The organism is Pseudoalteromonas sp. S2721 (assembly GCF_005887425.1).
Taxonomy (GTDB): domain Bacteria; phylum Pseudomonadota; class Gammaproteobacteria; order Enterobacterales; family Alteromonadaceae; genus Pseudoalteromonas; species Pseudoalteromonas simplex.
Genome location: NZ_PNCZ01000009.1, coordinates 173,709 through 194,234, shown reverse-complemented (window position 1 = coordinate 194,234; position 20,526 = coordinate 173,709). Strand labels below are relative to the sequence as shown.

The following is a 20,526-nucleotide window of genomic DNA, read 5'->3' as shown; positions in this document are numbered from 1 at the left end:
GATTTATGCTCCTTTCTCGCTTCGCTCTGCGATGATACCTGCGCTTTGCTCTTGTAAAATCAACAGCATGTTTTTAGAGCGCGTGTTAAGAAGTGTGTATAAGAATACTGTAGGGATAGCAACAACCAGACCAAGTACCGTTGTTACAAGTGCCTGAGAAATACCACCCGCCATTAGTTTAGGGTCACCTGTACCGAACAAGGTAATTGCTTGGAAGGTGTTAATCATACCGGTTACCGTACCTAGTAGACCAAGTAGTGGTGCTACCACAGAGATAATCTTAATTAGCGTCAGGTTACGAGTAATTTTTGGCATTTCACGAATGATTGCTTCGCTTAATTTAAGCTCAAGCGTGTCGTACGCTACATCTGGGTACTGGTCTTTCACTTTCATTACGCGACCAAGTGGGTTGTCATCACGTGCCACTGTGTCTTTAAGCTGACGACGGATTTTGCTACCCATAATCATCAGAGATACAAAGCGCTCAAGTGCAATTAGTAAAGCGATTAAGCCAACACCTAAGATAATGTAACCAACTGTACCACCTTGGTGAACTTGCTCTTCTGTATCTGGTGCTTGAACTAAAAGACCTAAGATTGAACCACCTGTAGGGTCAAGCGCAAACGGTACAACACCTGAATTTGCTTGTTGTAAATCAGCAGCCGTTGCTGTGTAACGGCTGCTAGGCTGGCGCGTAAGCTGGCTGATTGTATTTGTAGCTGGTGTGTACTCTAGGTATTTACCATCAGCGATTAAGTTAAATGCACCAACGCGCACCACTTCTTTTTGTGCTTTGCTACCACCTTCGACGATAACATCTGTTGTAAAGCGAGATACTTTACCTTGCTCAGTCATTTCGCGTTGTAATTCAAACCATACTTTTTCGATATCATCGATAGAAGCAAGCTTTGACGTTGAACCCATTTTTTGTGCCAGCTCATCCATGAAGTTACTACGACCAGGAAGCTCTGCAGAAACAACTGACGTCATGAATTTATTGCTTGAATCACCCGCTACTTGTTGTAACACGCCGAATAGCTCTTTAAGTGAACCCATGCGGTTTGAAAGTGTGTCTGTTAAGTTAGCTAGCTTTACTTCGTTTTCTTCAAACTGAGTTTCTAAACGCTCTGATTCGTTAAGCATTGCAGTACGTTTTGCTTGTGTATCTTTAAGCATTTGTACTTGTTCGTTTTGACGCGCCATGAACTCTTGTTCACGTTGTTTATTTTCGGCGCTTTGCTGTGCTTTACCTTGCTCTAATGTTTTTAGTAATGAGTCTAAATCCATTGGCTCAGCCGCTAGGCTGCTACCAGCAAAACCAAGGCCAGCTGCAAACACGGCCATTTTTGTCATTTTCGTTAATAATTTCATCTCAAACCTCTTATTCAGCAGCGTGGACTGGCAGTGTTAACATATCTGGGGCAAGTTGCTTACGTGCAATGCGTAAACCTTTGTTGATTTGGCTGATTGCAGAATCTGGTAATTCAACAAACGATTTTGTTTGTGTATCCCAGCTACCTGCTTTTTTGCCGTCGCGTGTTAAATAAATAAGTTCTAAACGACCGATGCGTAAGAAATCTACTTCTCGCTCTTGGCCATCTACATTCAGTAATGATGTGTACGCTTCGATAGTGCGACCGTAATCTACTTCTACTTGATAAGCTTCAAGTAAGCGGCGGAATTTTTCACTTGAAGTGATGTCTGCGCGGTCCATCATTTCTTTTAATGATGCAATACGGTTGCTACGTTCTTCAGTTAAGAAAGGCACGTCTAGTGCAACGAATTGCTCAAGACCTGTGATCATACGCATCATTAACGGCGTGATTTGACGCTCAATAACCGATACCTGATCCATTGACTCGTTTAACGCGTCCATTTCTGCAATTTGGTTGTTTAATTGCTTAGTAAGTTGCGCGTTATAAACAGTTAAGCCGTCAATTTCTTTATTAAGGGCTTTGAATTGTTGTAAACGACCTTGCATTGAATCTGCAATCTTGTCGATTTTAGTTTGTGATTGCGCTGCAGATTTGTTTATCTCGCTGCTTTTATCAATTACTTTATCTAGATCGTTTGCATGTACTGCTGCAGATGCCGCTACAATACCTGCTAAAATCAGTGGTTTAACGCCTTTCATCGCATACACCTTTACTCGTTAAGTTAGCTTAATTTGCTAGTTGGGTTGTTTTATTGTGCGAAAGGATAACGATGAAAAATGACAAGCATGTTGCGCAAAAAATACAAAAATATGACAGCTGTAACAATTAGTTTATATTGCGCAAAGATAAGGCAAAAGTTGCAGGGTTTCGGGAACTAAATATGAGATGTTATTTGCTGATAAGTACTTTGCCAGTCTTGATAATTAACAGGAACAGCAGTAAATAGCCCTTTATTTTCAAGTACTAAAGACGGAAAGCCTTGAATTGGTAAGCTTCTCGCTTGGTTTATTTCGTCCATAAGTAATGAATTTATTTTTTCACTTTCTATTTCTTTAAGGAATGCGTTTTTTTCTAACCCTATTTGCTCAGCAAGGCTTGCAAGGGTGCTGATGTAAGATGGATTTTGTGCATCTAGGTAGTAGGCTTTTTGAATGGCATAAAGCATCTCTTGCTCTTTATTTTGCTGCCTTGCGACAAGCACTGCACGGCATGCTGGGTAAGTAGAACGGCGCGGTTGCGCGGTATGCCAAAACTCATGATTAAATGGTGTGCCAAGTTGCTGCTCAATGCGCTGCCATGTTTGCTGTAAAAACTGCTGCATTTCTTTTCGCATTGGCTCATCTGAATCAGGCGCAAGGCCACCCACTTTATATTCAATAGCAAGTTTGTCGCCAATGGCTGCTTGAAGCTTTAACCAAGTTTCTCTGAAGCCCCAGCACCAACTACACATTGGGTCATAAACATAAATTAGCTTTGCCATTTAATTAACCTCACTTAAACCTGATACAACTAGATTGCGCCCTTTTGCTTTGGCCTTATACAAGTTTTCATCAGCATGCTTAATTGCTTTACTAAATTGGCTTCCCCTTTCAAGGCTGGCAATACCAATACTGCAAGTTATAGATATAGATTGCCCAACATCATAGGGGATCTGTTTTTGAGCAACAAAAGCGCGCAACTTTTCAGCTACAGAGTGTGCAATTGTTAGCCCTGTTTTAGGTAGCAAAATAATAAACTCTTCGCCGCCATAGCGTGCTTTTATATCGGTTCCTCGCAGTTTATCGTGCAACATAGAAGTAAATGCAATAAGTACTTGATCACCAAAATCATGGCCATAACTATCGTTGAGTGACTTAAAATTATCTAAATCAATCAATAATACCGACATAGGTAAGTAGTTTGCCGCTTCAGCTTCAAGGCGGGGTTGAATATGTTCATAAATATAACGACGATTGGCAAGGCCAGTAAGTGGGTCGGTTAATGCATCGCGTTTTTCTATTAAGGTAATACCAGCAATTTTTTGATGGCTTTTTTGTCTAAAGTATTCGCTAATCGCAGCGAACAAAATTACTAAACTAAAGGACGCTAAAAAGCGTGAAGTTTCAACTTGCCCATAGTGTGCTTGACCAAAATTAGGGCTAAACAGCAGTGCAACTGCACTAGCATACATAATCCCAACCAACACACTGCCCACTTTTAACCCTAAGGTGACATAAGCCACAATAGGGTAAAACATTAGCCAATATAAAGCGGTATTCTCTTTACCGCCGGTGTACACTAAGGCCAGACAAAGCAATAAGATAATAGATAAAATAATGCAGCTAACAGGCACCAGAGCACCTGTGCGAAAGTAATACAGCATGCACAGCACGATGGTTACATCACTCACAACCAACATAATAGTTAATGGTAAAGCGTAAATTTGATAGTTAGATAACACCAACGAAGTGATTAAAACAATGGCAAAAAAAGCCATGGTGAATAAGGTGAAGGCACGGCGCTGTTTATCCGCCGTGTCGACACTGTTTAAAGTAATGGCATTAAGCCAGTTTTGATCCAAAATTGCAGTCTCTTAACAACTAAACTTTAAATTTGAGCACTAATTTTTCGAGCTCATAAAACTGTGCTTTTAATTTTGTACACTCGTTTAAGGTGTTATTCAGATTGCTCTGGCCTTGATTAGAAAGCTCGCTAATTGAGTGTATGTCACTGTCTAAACTTTGAATGACTTGGTTTTGCTCAGTCGTGGCATTTGCAACACTGTGGTTCACCTCATCAATTGACTCAATGGCACGAGTTACTTCAGCCATTTTATCGCCTGCTACATGTGCTTGTTCAACACTCTTTTCGCTATCACGAATACTTGCAGTCATTACTTCAACCGCAGACGCAGAGCCTTGTTGTAACTGAGAAATTGTGTCTTCGATTTCTTGCGTTGATTGCTGTGTACGATGCGCAAGTTGGCGTACTTCGTCGGCGACAACCGCAAAGCCTCGACCCGCTTCACCCGCACGGGCAGCTTCAATTGCGGCATTAAGGGCTAGTAAATTAGTTTGCTCACTAACCCCTTTGATCACTTCAAGCACTTGGCCGATGCTTACGGTGTGTGCATCTAAACTATTAATGGTTTTTTGCGCCTGCTCCATATTACGAGACAAGGCATTAATTGCCGTTAAATTATCAGCTAATGCAGATTGGCTTTGTAATGATTGGCTGTTAGCACTGGTTGCTAAGGTTGACGCATTACTTGCACTATTTGAGATTTCTACCGCACTCGATGTCAGTTCATTGATTGCAGTTGCTACGTTATCTGTACGCTTTGTTTGGTCAGCATACATGTCGAGCGTGCCTTGCGTTTGATTAACTAAACTCTCAACTAAGCGCTCAAGCTCAACGGTGGTATTTTTAACTTGCTCGATTGATGTATGAATCTTCTCGATGAACGCATTAAAGTAATGGCTCAACTCACCAAACTCGTCATTATTTTCAACTTCAAGACGACGGGTTAAATCCCCCTCGCCTTGTGCAATATCCTTAATTGCATCGTTCAAGCGCTGCATTGGGCGCATTAAGTAGCGAAGTAAAAACTGCATCATCAGTACAATCGCGACAATACCTAACAGCATATAAATAGCTGCCATATTTCTAAATGAGGCAACCGATGAATAAGCTATTTCCTCGTTAATAACTACACCTAAATACCAATCAACGTTTTGAATACCTTTAACCTTGGTAAACGATACTAATTTGTCTGAGTCATCAATTTGAACTTCAACGAACTCAGATTGAAGCGATAAGTCTTTGCCAAATAAGTCACGCATGTTTTTATCGATAAACTTCGTTTCTGGGTGGCTTAAAATATGCCCTTCGCTATCAAGTAAAAAGCCATAACCAAACCCTAAAAAGTCAATTTCGTTGACGATTTTGGTAATCGTTTTCATGTCGATGTCGGCACCCGCAACACCACTAAACACACCGTTTGCTTGCATTGGCGCTACAGCAGAAATAGTTAGTTCATTGGTAGTTACATCAATATAAGGGGCTGTAAACGCAGTACTGCTTTTATTTTCAACAAGTTTGTACCATGGACGTTTGGTAGCATCGTAATCGGGTGGTAAGACAACCGATTGATCATTCAATACAAAAGTGCCATCAGTGATGCCAATATAGGTATTTTTAAAATCACCTGCTTTGTCGGCTGTGTTTAGTTGTTTAAGTGTTAACTCTTTACTATCACCTAGCTGATAGGTGTCTGCGACAGACGAAACAATCGCTAATTTAGCGTTTAACCAGTTAGCTATATTTTGCGATACTGATTGAGAAATCTCTTGCAGAACAAGCGAAAGTTGTTCCTGTGTTTGACTGCGCATAGAGACGAAGTTATTGACGGTAAATAATCCGAGCACAATCACTAAAACCAGTGATGCAGCCGCAGTTACCTTGGTGGTAAATTTCAAAGTGCTTTTGGAGCTTTGCATGACAAACCTATTTGTTATTTTTTTCGTTGTTAGCACTTTTATATTTAACAAATTTAAAGCCATTTGTCTTATAAAATTAAGCTAAAACTAGGAAATCGTTACTTATAATTAAAGTACGCTTTCTTTATAAATCAATTACTTTATTAGCGGCAGCACATTCAACTTCTAAAGCCACATTAATAAAAAGCAGCAAAACACTCTTTGGAACGTTCCTATAAATTACCGCTTTAATCACCCCTGAATACGTATTCATTAAATCATTCTGTCATCTAATTTTGTTGGCTAAAGCAAAAAATGGCACAAAAAAACCCCGCAACTCTGTGCGGGGTTTTTATTAATAGTTATTTTTAGCTGATGCGTTTTTTCCAGCTATCTGCTAAACGTACAACGTTTAAGCCATACCAAGCGATAAATGCATAACAAATCACAGGTACAAAGAAGCTTTGTTGAATGTTTACTGTATCAGCTACCACACCTTGTACTAATGGTACTAAGGCGCCACCAACGATTGCTAAACATAACCAACCCGAACCTTTACTTGTGAGTGAACCTAGGCCTTCAATAGCAACAGAGAAAATAGTCGGGAACATGATTGAATTGAATAAACCAATCGCAAGTACTGAATAAAGCGCCACATCACCTTCAGTGAATATAGTCACTAACAGCAATACAATAACCATCATGGCATTAAAGAATAACGCTTTTGAAGGCGCAATCTTTTGCAATGCTGCAGAGCCAATGAAACGACCCACCATTGCACCGCCCCAATAATAAGCAATTAGGCTTGCCGCCGCATGCTCTTCAAGGCCAGCAATGTGCGCTTCGCCAAAGTAGTTTACTAAGAAGCTACCAATTGAAACCTCAGCACCGACGTAACAGAAGATACCTACAACACCCATCATTAAATGAGGTGCCTCAGCTAGGCTGTGACCTTTCGCTTTGCAGTCTTGCTCTTCTGTGTGCTCTGCAATCACGGGTAATTTAAAGAAGGCAAAAACCACAGCAATGGTTAGTAGTGCAGCTGCAAGCATGAGGTAAGGCACTTTGACAGATTCAGCGGTGGCCGCGTTTGCAGCTAGTGTGCCTGCTGTACCAAAGAATAAAATACCACCCACATATGGACCAACTGTGGTACCGAGTGAGTTAAGTGCTTGAGCTAAATTTAAACGTGACGACGCCGTTTTTTCAGGACCTAACGCCACAACGTACGGGTTAGCAGATACCTGTAATACGGTAATACCTGCCGCTAATACAAATAACGCACCTAAAAATAACCAGTACTCGTGTACTACAACCGCTGGGTAAAATAACATACAGCCAATTGATGCTACGACTAAGCCAGTTAGTACACCATTTTTGTAGCCCATTTTTTTAACCAACATACCCGCTGGTAGCGACACAATAAAGTAAGCACCAAAGAAACAAAACTGAACCAGCATTGCTTCTGTGTAGGTTAAATCGAATACCCCTTTTAAGCGCGGGATCAACACGTCATTTAAAACTGTAATAAAACCCCATAAAAAGAACAGGGTTGTCATTGCTGTCAGTGGTAGCAGGTAGTTTTTATTTTGCTGCGAACCATCGGCGACAAACGATTGGTTTGTATTTATTTCACTCACGTGGTTTTCACTCCGTTAACAAGTTACCTTTGATTCTACACATTGAAGTAAAAATAGCACAAAGATTTACTAGGAACGTTCCAATTTTTTTATTTCCTGCTATAGTTGCAAGATGTACACAGATTTATTAGTAACGCATGGCCACAGTTAACTTTAAAAGCCCTGATTTTCTTAAGCAGCATATTCAAGATACCCTTGCTTTTTATCACCCCCATTGTGTTGATCATTCAGCCTATGGCTTAGCTGGCTTTTATCAGTTTTTTAAAAATAATGGCGAGATTTACGATAAACATACTCGCCATTTAGTCTCGAGTACCCGCTTTGTTTTTAACTATGCAATGGCGTATATCGAATTCAAAGAGCCAGAATATTTAAGCCTCACTAAACATGGTTTAGCCCACCTTGAACATGCGCATAAACAAGCATCTGGTGGCTATGCTTGGCTTATTGAGCAAGATGATAACGGCAAAGTAACCGTGTTAGACGACACCAATCATTGCTACGGGCTTGCCTTTGTTATGCTTGCAAACGCAGTAGCCTTAAAAGCAGGGGTAAACGACTGCAAAAATACCCTTTCGCAAGTTTGGGATTTATTAGAGCAGCACTACTTTGAACCCCAGCATAATGCCTATTTAGATGAGCAAAATGCCGATTTTAGCTGTGCAGATGACTATCGCGGCCAAAATGCCAATATGCATTTATGCGAAGCCTTACTGATGTGTTTTGAAGCAACCAACGAGACCCGTTATTTAAAACGTGCTAAACAACTTGCCGAAACTTTCACAGTAAAACTGGCTGCACAGAGCCAACAGTTTGTCTGGGAACACTATTCTAAAAATTGGCAACTCGATTTAGATTACAACAAAGATGACCCGCAGCATTTATTTAGACCTTGGGGATTTCAACCAGGTCATCAAACTGAGTGGGCAAAACTGTTACTTATTTTAAACCGCCATATTGATGAACCTTGGCTGGTAACGCGCGCTAAAAGCCTGTTTGATGAAACCCTTAGGATTGCATGGGATCAGCAACATGGGGGCATTTTCTATGGCTTTGCACCAGATAAACAAATTTGTGATAGCGATAAATACTTTTGGGTGCAGGCCGAATCATTAGCCGCAGCAGCCCTACTCGCTGATGCCACAAATGACGAAAGCTATTGGCAATGGTACGAAAAAATTTGGCAATACAGTTGGCAACATATGGTAGATCACCAATATGGTGCGTGGTATCGCATTTTATCAGCACAAAACCAACCCTACAGTGACGAAAAATCGCCAGCAGGCAAAACCGACTACCATACTATGGGTGCCTGCTACGAAGTATTAAGAACCTTAACCTTGAGGAATGCATAATGAGTTTAGTGTGTTTTGGCGAAGCATTAATCGACTTTTTATCAGATGGTAAACAACCAGAGTCATTTACCAAATACGCAGGTGGCGCACCTGCCAATGTGGCTGTTGCAGCAGCAAAACTAGGCCTAAACACCAGCTTTTGCGGTATGCTAGGCGATGATATGTTCGGTCACTTTATTAAACAAGAGCTTGAGCAGCATGCGGTAAACACTGATTACTGTACATTCACCGATGCGGCTAAAACAGCATTGGCGTTTGTATCACTCGATGAAAATGGCGAACGCTCGTTTAGTTTTTATCGCCCACCAGCTGCCGATTTACTGTATCGAGTGGACGACTTTGAGAATGCAATGTTTGCAAATCACGCCATCATGCACGTATGCAGCAACAGTTTAACTGAGCACAATATCTATCAAACAACAATTTATGGTTTAACGCAGGCGAAAAAAGCAGGTGCAATTTGTAGCTTTGATATGAATCTGCGCGAAAACCTGTGGCCAAGTATGCGCCATACGCTTGATAGAATGTGGCATGTTATTTCTCTGGCAGATATCGTTAAACTCTCATTTGAAGAGCTTGAGTTTTTAAATCAAAGAAGCCATCAAGAAATGCCACTTGAGCATACTATTGATGCCATTTTAAAGGCCGGTGTAATCTGTTTGCTAGTTACCAATGGCGGCGAAGCAATCAGCTTTTATCACGCAGACTTTAAAGGTCAAGTTAGCCCACCAGCAACAAAAGTAGTTGATACCACAGCCGCAGGCGATGCGTTTATTGGCGGCATGCTGTCAAAGGTTGGTCAGCACTGTGAAAACAAACAAAGCTTTAAAGCGTTTTGCCAAACGCCAGAGAATATCGAACAAACCATTGCTTATGCAGCTAAAGCCGGCGCTTTTGCAGTAAGCCGCTATGGTGCATTTGCGTCTTTACCTAGCGCTGCCGATTTAGCCTAGAACTTTGTTTAGGTTGAGTAATAAGCCCAGTATAAAGTAGTTTATGCTGGGCTTCTTCGCTATTGCTCAGTTTTACATTTATCGATAATTGGTAAATACCTAAACACCTTCATGTTTGGATCGATCACCACATGATCCCCCGCTTTTAAAGCAATGCTAATCTCGCCATTCTCAACAGAATAAGTTTGCAACGAGCCGTTTATTTGCACCGGAACTGGCATAGGAAATGGCTTACCTTGCAAAGAGTCTTTGTTCCATTTCAGCGTCAAGCTGTTAGCTGATTGAATAACATCAAGTTCCGGTAATTGAGCCTGCTTTAAATACACATCAAACAGCCAGCTATAATCTTTCGCCGTTAAGCGGTTAACAATAGCAATAAACTCATCGGTATTTCGATATCGCGGTGAAATTGGGTAAGCTAATTGCTTGGTGTCGTTCACCCCATAAAGCAGCTCACGGGTGGCTTGCCAAAATAACTCATCACCAATTAACCAGCGTAAGGTATGTAAAGTCCAACTGCCTTTGCCATAAATATCAGGGTTGAATGCTTGATCTGAGGTTATGTCGCCATCAAGTACAATGGCTTTACAGTTTTTAAGCCCTAAATACGACTTATACATGCTGTGGTTATAGGCCGCTTCACCGAATTTATACAAGCTATAACTTGGCTGCATGTAACTGCCAAAGCCTTCGTGTAGCCATGCATCGTTGAGTTTTTCATGGGTCATTAAATTACCAAACCACTCATGAGCTAACTCATGCTGTAATAACCAATCATAACCGCCAGCATCACGCTTATATTTTTTACCATAAGCATTGATCGTTTGATGTTCCATACCTAAATGCGGTGTTTCAACAAAGCCCAGTTTGTCATTCCCCCATGGGTAAGGCCCTAAAAAGCGCTCAAAAAACGCGACTTGAGAACGCAAATCCTGCTCTATTAGCATCGACGCTTGCTGTGTGTGTTTAGCAAGTGCCCAAAATTCAATCGGAACCTCAGTGCCATTAATACTAGTATAACTACGCTCAATACGTTGATACGGGCCTATGTTCAGGGCAATGTTATAGTCGCTTGCAGGCACAGATAGCAGCCAATCAAATTGTTGTTTGTTTGCTCCGACTGGTTTTACGCTTTGCAATACCCCGTTGGTTACTGCACTTAAGCCATTTGGTACCGTGAGCCTTATGCGCATGCTATCGGCTTTGTCAGCAAAATGATCTTTACAAGGCCAGAATAAATCACAGCCTTCGCCCTGCACTGCGGTAGCTATCCACGGCTCGCCGCTTTCTGTTTCAGCAAATACAAACCCGCCATCCCAAGGCGCGTTTTTAGCAATATGGGGGTTGCCCTCATAGGCCACAGCAACACTTACTGTGCTACCCGCAGGGTATTGCTTACCTAAATCAATGTTTAGCACACCTGCATTGCGGGTATAGTTAAGTGTTTTATCGTCTGAGGTAATTGCAGTGATTAAAAATCGGCTATCAAGTTTTAGTTCAACAAATTGGCTTGCAGATAGCATTTTAAACTGCGTTTTCGACACCCCTTTAATGCGTTTATCATCAGGAAACACTTCAAGTGATAAGTCGTAAAATTGCACATCGCTTTTTAGTGCAACTGCCGATAATGGCTGACCAGTATCACCAACGCTTGGATCAAGTGGCAAAGGTTTAACACTACAGCCAGCTAGAATGGCGGTGATAGCAACGGCTGACACGCTTTTAAATAATTGAGTTACCTGCAAAACATCTACTCCATGTTGTTATTTGTATTATTAAAATATGACATAGGTTAAAAGTTTAAACTGTGCTTTGCGGTGAATAACTTGTTACAAAAATTCAATCCGTTTAAAACAGCAACATTGGTCAGAAAACAGCTTTCATGGTATGTTTTCTCCTAATTTTAGAAAAAGGAATTCATGCTATGAATAATAAGCTTCTTGCTGGGGGCGCGATTGCCATTGTTGCAGGTGCGTTGTTGTACTCACAAAATAAAGCCAGTGTTGATGTAGATTTACCTGAGCTTGCCTACGTACCTGCCGATACGGCAGTTTTTTATGGTCAACTTAAACCGTTTCCGTACAGTAAATACTTTGCGCTTATGCCAGATGCAATGAAAGGCACGAGCGATTTAACGCCCATCATTGCTGAGCTTAAAACAGTTGATGATAAGAATGCCCTATTCCTTGCATCACTGATGGAAAAATACCAGCAATCATTGAGCTCTTACGATGCCTTCAAATCGATATGGGGCTTTGGTGATGACTACAAAGGCATGATGTACGCGCAAGGTTTAATGCCGATTGTGCGTTTTCAGGTCGCTGATCAAAGCAGCATTATCAAAAGCATTAAACAATCTGCTGATGAAGCCGGTATTGCTTATACTACAGAAAACCTTGAAGGTGTAAGTTACACGCGCTTTGCGATTGAGCTTGAAGGCTTAGATAACTTCAACCTAATTGCATCAACTCACAATAATTGGGCTACCTTAACGCTGACCACTGCGCTTTCTAATGACCAAGACTTACGTATAGCCCTTGGCGTAGAAAAACCGGCTCAATCACTGGCTGAAACTAAAAAACTACCTGAGCTTATTAAAACTTTCTCACTTGATGGCAATTCGGTTGGCTTTGTTGATCATCAACGTATAGCCAATGCTGTAACAGGCAAAGAAGACTCTCGCTTACACCAGATGCTCAAAGAGCTACTTGATAAAGCCCAGCAAGCGAATGCGTTAGCAGCGATTTCAACTCCTGAGTGTCAAGATGATATTGCTGCCATTGCCGCTAAATGGCCTGCAACAGTATCTGGCACAACAAAAACCCGTATTACCGCCGACTACGCTGACTTTGACGTAAAAGCAGTATTGCAAAGCACAGATCAAGACTTACTAAATACCCTACAAGCTGTGCGTGGTTTTGTACCAAAACATACCACTGGGCTTGACGGGCAAATGATGAGTGTTGCTTATGGTATTGATGTAGCAAAAGTACTGCCACTAGCCAATACATTAACGGGTGCAATTAAGTCAGCTGAATTTAACTGTGGGCCAATTGTCGCACTACAAAATGAAATGCAAGAAGTAAGCACCGCAGGCCTTGCTATGATGTCGGGCTTTGCAAACGGCGTGCAAGGCATGAGTGTCAGCGTTCAAGATGCTGCATTTACTATCGATGACTACAATGGCCCACAAATAGACAAACTTGATGCCATCGTTACCCTATCGGCGACTGATGCCCATGGCTTGTATTCAATTGCGCAAGGTTTTGTGCCGCCGCTTGCTAACATAAAACTACCAGCCAATGGTGATGCAGTGTTGATCAATGAATACATTCCATCGCCTGTGCCACTTAACTTTGATATAAAAATGGCCCTTAAAGGCAATCATATTGTGATTTTTACGGGTGATAAGTCAGCGCAGATTGCCGAGACTTTAGAGTCGCAAAGTGTCACTAAAAATGGCTTTGTGAACATGGCATTCGACGTACAAAAAATCTTATTACCTTTGCTTGATACGATTGCTGCAACGGGTCAATTAAGTGATGAAGAAATGGCTGAGCTTGATTCGCTACGCGACCAACCTGTCGGTGTTTATTTTGCCACAGACATTACCGACAACGGCATCGGCCTTGAGAGTAACGTACAAATTACTAAAAAGTAATTTTGAGTTTAAATCTAAAAAGAGCGCTATTTAGCGCTCTTTTTTTGTTGCCATTTAAGTGAGTTGTTGGTGTCTCGACTATTACAGATGGTGTCGTTAGAACTCTCAATACCACCGAGTTTGGCAAGTCGGTCGTACAGTACAACATTGCAGGTTGCAGCTAGGTTCATACAGCCTATGGTTGGTACATAAACCACTTCATCACACCATTTCAGCACGTCTTTACTGACTGAGCCATCTTCAGGGCCAAACACATAAAATGCGTTTTCAGGGTGCTTAAATTCAGGCAGCGGCGTTGCACCTTCAACAAGCTCAATCACCACCGTTGTGGCACCTTCAGGCTTTGCTTGCTCAAGGCTTTCGACTTGCGTGAGCGGAATATGCTCAAGCACATTTTTAGTATCGGTATGGTACTTATTTGCACGTAAATAGCGGCTACCAGTAAAAAACACCTGCTTAGCGTTGTAACAACCCGCGGCACGTAATACCCCACCCACATTGGTTGGGCTTTTTGGATTTAACAAGCCAATGCTTGCTTTAAGGACGCTCATTAATCAATGTCTCTGGTTGGCCACTCGGCCACGTAAAGGTCGAAGTCATCTAGGTCTACATCACAGTCTTTCACTGTTTTGTCACGCACAGAAATACCCAGCTGATGCATCATGTCTTTACTGCCACCGTTCAGTAACGGGTGCCAAGACGCAAGGCCACGGCCTTCGTAAAGGCGACGGTAGCTACAGCTTTGCGGCATAAAAAAGATATCTTTGAGGTTTTCTTTAGTGAGCTTTACACATGAAGGCACCAAAGTTTGGCGGTTCGCATATTCGCTACACCCACAGGTGTCGTTGTCTAGGTATTGGCAAACGATATTAGTGAAAATGAGTTCTTCACCCTCGCGAAGTTGATCCGTTGCGGTAAATTCATCTTCGTCTTCACTGTCGATAAATGTGTTTAAACAACATTTACCACAGCCGTCACAAATAGCTTCCCATTCGGGTTGTGACATTTGCTCAAGCGAGCGCTTAAGCCAAAATTGATCTTCTAACATGGTATTACTCAAAGCCCCTAAACAGCGCGCATTCTAGCGTAAAGCCAGCATGCGCGCAAAGTTTAGCGTGTTTGAGCTATTACTTTTGCTCGTTAACCCAACGCTTAATTTTCTCTTCAAGAATTGGCATTGGTAATGCGCCATCAATCAGCACTTGCGTATGGAAAGCTTTAATGTCGAACTTATCGCCTAACTCTTTGCTCGCGTAGTCACGTAGTTCTTGAATTTTGAACTGACCTAACTTGTACGACAACGCTTGGCCCGGCCATGCAATGTAACGCTCAACTTCGGCGATAATGTCACTTTCGGCCATTGATGAGTTCGCCAACATATAATCAATACCTTGTTGACGTGTCCAACCCTTTGCATGGAAACCAGTATCAAGCACTAAGCGCATTGCACGTAATTGCTCATCTGATAAACGGCCGTACCACATGTAAGGGTCGGTGAATAAGCCAAGCTCTTTACCTAAACTTTCTGCATACAATGCCCAACCTTCTGCAAATACCGTGTAGCCACCGAATTTACGAAACAGCGGTAGTCCTTCAATTTCTTGTTGCAAGGCAATTTGAAAGTGGTGACCCGGTGCGGCTTCGTGGATAGACAAGGTTTCAAGCAAAAACTTAGGCTGTGCTTTTAGGTTAAAGGTATTGATATAGAAAATACCTGGGCGTGAGCCATCTGGCGCTGGCGACTGGTAAGATGCACCCGCAGCAGATTCAGCGCGGAAATCTTCAACTGCTTTTACAACGTATGGCGCTTTTGGCGCAATATCGAACATTTGCGGCAGCTTAGCATCAATCTTTTCTTTTACAGCTTCGTACGCGGCAATTAACTCTTCTGGCGTATCGTAGTAAAACTCATCTGAGGTTCTTAGGTGTTCAAAAAACGCTTTTAAATCGCCTTCAAAACCAACAGTCTCTTTGACTTTTTTCATCTCAGATAAAATACGCGATACTTCGCTTAAGCCAATGTCATGAATTTCATCGGCGTTTAGGCTAAGCGTTGTATGCTGTTTAATTTGATACTCATACCATGCTTTACCATTTGGTAGGTCGCTGTAACCAATGCTTTCACGGGCATTTGGAATATATTCATTCGCTAAAAAGTCAGCCATTTTTTGATACGCAGGAACTAAACGCTCGCTGATCATCGCCGTGTACGCGCTTGTTAGCTGTGCTTTTTGCTCGTCGCTGAAAGACTCAGGTAACTGAGCAATTGGCCCCCAGAATAATGACTCTTCTGGTTTTTCTACAATATGAGTTTGAAATTGCGGTAATAGTTTTTCAGCAAGCGGCTTAGGAAGAACCACTTTGTCTTTCATGCCTTGGCGCATTGATTGCTCAACACTGTCTAACCACGCGATAAAACCGTCAGCACGTTTTTCAAATGCTTGATAATCTTCAACCGTGTTAAAAGGCTGTGCACTTTGCCCAGAGCCTAACGCAGCAAAGGTATTGTGCGCCCCGCCCATTTGATTAATTGGCATTAAGTAACTTGGAAATTGAGCACCTTCAATCGCAAGGTCTAAATCGCGAGCTAGAATTTCGTAGCTCAATAATGACTGACCCTTTAATTGCGCTTTGTCGATATTTGCTAATTTATTTTGGTATTCTTTAACAAAATTAAGCCGCTCTTCGCGGTTAGCTTTACTAATGGGTGCAATAAATTGATCGTTAAATTCGCTACGGCCAATGTAAGTGCCGCTAACAGGGCTAAACTTTAAGCCTGCTTCAAAGTAATCTGCTAGTAATGTATCAAGTTGCTCTGTGGCTGACGTTGCGCTTGGTGCTTGTTTGCTTACTGCCTGCGTTGTTTTTTCGTTGCTTGGCGTTGATTCATTACAACCAAGTAATGCAAACATCACTGCCGAACTAAGTAGTGCTAGTTTTACGTTTTTCATTCTTTCCCTGCCCTTATATTAAGTACGCGTAAATTATGAGGGTTTAGTTCCCTATTTAGCAAGTATCGCTGCAACTTATCGCAGTTTATTTACACTTTGTAAGCTGATTGCTAGAGTGGCGGCTCGACTTACCAATTTTGAATAAAAATGAAAAAGACAGCTCTTGCTATTAGCCTAGGCCTAGCTTGCCTAACCTCTTTAAATACCTACGCAACAACCTACTTATCGGCAAAAGCCATGGTAGATGTAAATTCAGGTAAACTGATTAAATCACCACTTATTAGTATAGATAATGGTCAAATTACAGCTGTGCAAAGCAATAAACAGCCAAACTTAAAAGACGGCGATAAGCACATTCAATTACCAGAACTGACTTTGCTGCCGGGTTTAATGGATATGCATGTGCATTTAACGAGCGATCCTACCGTGCCGCGCAGTGAGCGAATTGGTCAATCGATTCCGCGTAAAGCAATTAAAGCTGCACACTTTGCCGAAAAAACACTGTATGCAGGTTTTACAACGCTGCGTAACTTAGGCGCAGAAGGCTACAGCGTGATTGCAGTACGCGATGGCATTAATGCAGGCGATATTGTTGGCCCGCGTATTTGGGCGGCTGGCCCGTCTTTAGGTGTTACTGGCGGTCACTGTGATAACAACCGTTTACCACCAGAAATGAAATACACCGCCGAAGGTGTTGCTGATGGCCCATGGGCAGTGCGCGCTAAAGTACGGGAAAACATTAAGTACGGTGCCAATGCTATTAAGTTTTGCGCTACAGGCGGGGTATTTTCAAAAGGCACAAAAGTCGGTATTCAACAATATAGCCAAGATGAAATGAACGCCATTGTTGACGAAGCTCATTTACGTGGCCTAACCGTTGCAGCCCATGCGCACGGTACCAGTGGTATTAAAGCGGCCATTGTTGCCGGTGTAGACAGTGTTGAGCACGTTAGCTTTGTTGATGACGAAGCCATTAAACTTGCGAAAAAACACGGCACTTGGTTTTCAATGGATATTTACAACACTGAGTACACCCTTGCCTTTGGTGAACAAAATGGGGTTGCAGAAGAAAACCTCAATAAAGAACGCCAAGTATCTAAAAAGCAACGTGATAGCTTTAGCCGCGCAGTAAAAGCAGGTGTAAACATGGTATTTGGTACCGATGCAGCGATTTACCCTCATGGCGATAACGCAAAGCAGTTTTCGCGTATGGTTGAATTTGGTATGACACCGCTGCAAGCATTGCAGTCTGCCACCATCAATAGTGCCAAACTACTTAAAGCTGATAATCAACTTGGGCAAATCAAAAACGGTTTCTTAGCCGATATTATCGCCGTTAAAGGCAACCCGCTTGAAAACATTGCAGTACTTGAAGATGTACAATTTGTAATGAAAGACGGTAAAGTTTTTAAATAAGCCACAATGTTGGCTTTGCACTTGCAAAGCCAACCACACCTCATGTAACCATTTTGAAAACAAATTTACCAACAAAAAACACACCCGTTAAAAAAATGTATCTAGGTTAAAAAAATACTCATAATGGTTAAATAAAACTTGAAATGAAAATGTCTCGCATTATCATTGCCGAAAAATTTCGACAATTACCTATAATCATGACATATAAATATTCAATTTTAGCCCTAGCCTGCTTAAGCGCATTCAATGCAAACGCCAACGATTTAGACTCAGTTGAACGTATTACCGTTTACGACAAACAAAACCGTGTGGTACTTGAATCTGGCCTTGCCACAAAGTCAAATATGACCCTAATGGAAACACCTGCACCTGTTGTAGTTGTTGATCAAGAGCTTATCAACTCGCAAGGCGCAACTAACTTACAAGACTTAGTGCGTAACATCAGTGGTGTAACCCAAGCCGGTAACAACTACGGTATTGGTGATAACTTAGTGATCCGCGGTTTAGGTGCAAACTATACTTACGATGGCATGTACGGCGGTGCAGGCCTAGGTAACACCTTTAACCCTACACGCTCAATGACCAATGTTGAATCTGTAGAAGTACTTAAAGGCCCTGCAACAGGTTTATATGGTATGGGTAGCGCAGGTGGTGTTATCAACCTTATTGAAAAGAAACCACAATTTACTGAAAAACACACGGTAAATGCAGAACTTGGTCAATGGGATAGCTACTCATTAGGCTTTGATAGCACAGCAGCATTAACCGACAACCTTGCTTATCGCGTTAACGCAAAAACCGCTCGCAGCGATGGCTACCGCGACTTAAAAGACGACCGTGATGAAATTTATGGCGCGTTAAAATACGTATTAAGCGACAAACAAGACATCATGATTTCTGCCGCTTATATTAAAGATGCCATTGCCGTTGACTCAATTGGCCACCCTATTCGTATTTTTAACAGCGACTCAGTGAATGGCAAAACCGCAGGTGAAGTAACCGCCGCCGATTTAATTAACGACGCAACTGCACAAGGCCTGCAACTAACCGAACAGCAACGCCAACAATTAGCTGACTCACTGGCAGCAAATGATGGCCTAACACCTTACACTTTTGGTCATAACGGTATCATCTCGCCAATGGCGAATGACAACGAAGGCGAAGAGCTGCGCTTTAAGTTAACCCATAACTACTTTATTACTGATAATTTATTTTTAAATCAGCAACTTCAATACCGTAATTACGAATCGAGCTTTGCCCGCCAAACGGGTGCTTATAACTATGTTTATTGGAACCGTAATGGCGTGATCAATGCCGACCCGCGCGCTCCTTTAGTGGTTGATGACGTACTTTACCCATTTGCAGCGCGTCGCCAAGAATACCGCCAAGTAGAGGCTGACGAAAAATCATGGCAATACTTTGCTGACTTACGTTATGACTTTAGCTTTGCCGGAATCGATAACGAACTACTTGTAAACGCCAACTACGAAGACCGCGATATTCGTTTTAAACAATACTCAATTTACGATGCCGACAAGGTCATTAAAAACAAAGATGGAGAGGTTATTTACCAAGGTCAATTACCTTACATTTTTGATATTCGTAACCCGAACTGGGGCGAAGGCAGCTTTTACGACTACGATCCGCTAAAAACCAGCGATTACAACAAAAAGGTTCAAGCTTGGGGTGTGGGTATTCAACATGTTGCCTATATTCACGACACTTTCACAACCCGTGTAGGTGTTGCGTTTAACCGTATTAAACAAAGCTACGAACACTTTGGTGTTGATGCGCGCTACCGCGCTAGTGCCGCCGAGCCAACACCAGAAGCAGATACATCAGACAGCGGTATGACCTACAACCTAGGTGCAACCTACAAACTTAGCGATGATATCTCGTTCTTTGTAAACCACTCTAAAGGCCGTACTGCCTACAGCGTACTTGGTAGTGTATCGGGTAACGAAGCAGACCGCGATGACGCCGAGTCAGTCAGTAACGACATTGGTATGCGTGTAAAAGCCTTTGACGATCAACTACTAGCCTCACTTGTGGTATTTGATAGTGCTCGTACCAACCTTGAGTATGCCAACCCAGAGTACGAAGCCGGTGTATCTGATGCCTCAGTACCAAAAAGCTTTTACGATGGGGAAGAGCAAACCAAAGGTGTTGAGCTTGATTTAAATGCCGATTTAAACGAGCAGTGGAAACTTAACGTAAACGCGGTGTATCAAGACGCCCGCGATAAGAAAAACCCTAACTCATCATCTTTCGATACTCGTCAAAAAGGTGTGCCTTATGTAACAGCAAGCAGCTGGTTAAGCTATGACGCTAAATGGTTTAATTTAGCCGAACCACTGACAATTAGCGCAGGCGTACAGTATGTTGATGACCGCAGCACAAACTCAACCTCGTTTGGTATTCCTGATGGCTACGTACCGAGCTACACGGTTTACGACGCCGCAATTCAATACCAAACAGATGATTGGAAACTACAGTTAAACCTAAATAACTTGTTTAACAAAACCTATTATTCAAAAGCAATGTTCTTAGGCGGAATGCCAGGAGAAGAACGTAATGCTAAATTAACTTTTAGCTACACACTTTAATTGTGAATTGATAGCAAAAAGCGCGGCTTAGTTAAGCCGCGCTTTTTTGTT

At 42.1% G+C, this 20,526-nt stretch carries 15 protein-coding genes; 5 read left to right on the top strand and 10 right to left on the bottom strand.

Annotated elements, in window-relative coordinates:
* Positions 1-3: 3 nt before the first annotated feature.
* From CWC02_RS04595 to CWC02_RS04570, 6 genes are all read right to left on the bottom strand, one after another.
* The gene (locus CWC02_RS04595) at positions 4-1,371 is read right to left on the bottom strand and encodes a MotA/TolQ/ExbB proton channel family protein (RefSeq protein ID WP_054552069.1); all 1,368 of its coding nucleotides are present in this window, start codon (positions 1,369-1,371) and stop codon (positions 4-6) included.
* A 10-nt stretch (positions 1,372-1,381) separates the two neighbouring features.
* On the bottom strand, positions 1,382-2,134 hold the full coding sequence (locus tag CWC02_RS04590; protein ID WP_138616705.1) for a DUF3450 domain-containing protein: 753 nt from the start codon (positions 2,132-2,134) through the stop codon (positions 1,382-1,384).
* Positions 2,135-2,310: 176 nt separating this feature from the next.
* On the bottom strand, positions 2,311-2,916 hold the full coding sequence (locus CWC02_RS04585; protein ID WP_138616702.1) for a DsbA family protein: 606 nt from the start codon (positions 2,914-2,916) through the stop codon (positions 2,311-2,313).
* Entirely contained in the window at positions 2,917-3,996 is a 1,080-nt protein-coding gene (locus tag CWC02_RS04580; protein WP_235373360.1) for a diguanylate cyclase, read from the bottom strand.
* A gap of 19 nt (positions 3,997-4,015) precedes the next feature.
* The gene (locus tag CWC02_RS04575) at positions 4,016-5,914 is read right to left on the bottom strand and encodes a methyl-accepting chemotaxis protein (protein ID WP_138616700.1); all 1,899 of its coding nucleotides are present in this window, start codon (positions 5,912-5,914) and stop codon (positions 4,016-4,018) included.
* A 347-nt stretch (positions 5,915-6,261) separates the two neighbouring features.
* On the bottom strand, positions 6,262-7,533 hold the full coding sequence (locus CWC02_RS04570) for a sugar MFS transporter (protein ID WP_054552064.1): 1,272 nt from the start codon (positions 7,531-7,533) through the stop codon (positions 6,262-6,264).
* A 137-nt stretch (positions 7,534-7,670) separates the two neighbouring features.
* Here CWC02_RS04570 and CWC02_RS04565 point away from each other — a divergent pair, with 137 nt between their 5' ends.
* On the top strand, positions 7,671-8,888 hold the full coding sequence (locus CWC02_RS04565; RefSeq protein ID WP_138616698.1) for an AGE family epimerase/isomerase: 1,218 nt from the start codon (positions 7,671-7,673) through the stop codon (positions 8,886-8,888).
* Entirely contained in the window at positions 8,888-9,841 is a 954-nt protein-coding gene (locus CWC02_RS04560; protein WP_138616696.1) for a carbohydrate kinase family protein, read from the top strand. Before CWC02_RS04565 ends, CWC02_RS04560 begins: the two co-directional genes overlap by 1 nt.
* Positions 9,842-9,900: 59 nt before the next feature.
* Here CWC02_RS04560 and CWC02_RS04555 read toward each other — a convergent pair whose 3' ends face one another.
* A complete protein-coding gene (locus CWC02_RS04555; RefSeq protein ID WP_249364078.1) occupies positions 9,901-11,586 on the bottom strand; it encodes a M1 family metallopeptidase in 1,686 nt (561 codons plus the stop codon).
* Between the two features lie 179 nt (positions 11,587-11,765).
* Between CWC02_RS04555 and CWC02_RS04550 the strand changes: the two genes are divergently transcribed.
* Entirely contained in the window at positions 11,766-13,502 is a 1,737-nt protein-coding gene (locus tag CWC02_RS04550; RefSeq protein ID WP_138616694.1) for a hypothetical protein, read from the top strand.
* 26 nt (positions 13,503-13,528) lie between these two features.
* Here the strand turns inward: CWC02_RS04550 and CWC02_RS04545 are convergent, their stop codons facing one another.
* From CWC02_RS04545 to CWC02_RS04535, 3 genes are all read right to left on the bottom strand, one after another.
* Positions 13,529-14,053 carry an RNA methyltransferase gene (locus CWC02_RS04545; protein ID WP_138616692.1) on the bottom strand — a complete coding sequence of 175 codons (525 nt, stop codon included), beginning with the start codon at positions 14,051-14,053 and terminating at the stop codon, positions 13,529-13,531.
* A complete protein-coding gene (locus CWC02_RS04540) occupies positions 14,053-14,550 on the bottom strand; it encodes a YcgN family cysteine cluster protein (protein ID WP_138616689.1) in 498 nt (165 codons plus the stop codon). The genes CWC02_RS04545 and CWC02_RS04540 overlap by 1 nt, the downstream gene beginning before the upstream one ends.
* 79 nt (positions 14,551-14,629) lie before the next feature.
* Positions 14,630-16,453 carry a DUF885 domain-containing protein gene (locus CWC02_RS04535; protein WP_138616687.1) on the bottom strand — a complete coding sequence of 608 codons (1,824 nt, stop codon included), beginning with the start codon at positions 16,451-16,453 and terminating at the stop codon, positions 14,630-14,632.
* Positions 16,454-16,600: 147 nt separating this feature from the next.
* Between CWC02_RS04535 and CWC02_RS04530 the strand changes: the two genes are divergently transcribed.
* Positions 16,601-17,869 carry a Xaa-Pro dipeptidase gene (locus CWC02_RS04530; RefSeq protein ID WP_138616685.1) on the top strand — a complete coding sequence of 423 codons (1,269 nt, stop codon included), beginning with the start codon at positions 16,601-16,603 and terminating at the stop codon, positions 17,867-17,869.
* Between the two features lie 197 nt (positions 17,870-18,066).
* Complete coding sequence (locus CWC02_RS04525) at positions 18,067-20,475, top strand: TonB-dependent receptor (protein WP_502705395.1); 2,409 nt, start codon at positions 18,067-18,069, stop codon at positions 20,473-20,475.
* The last annotated feature ends 51 nt before the right edge of the window (positions 20,476-20,526 follow it).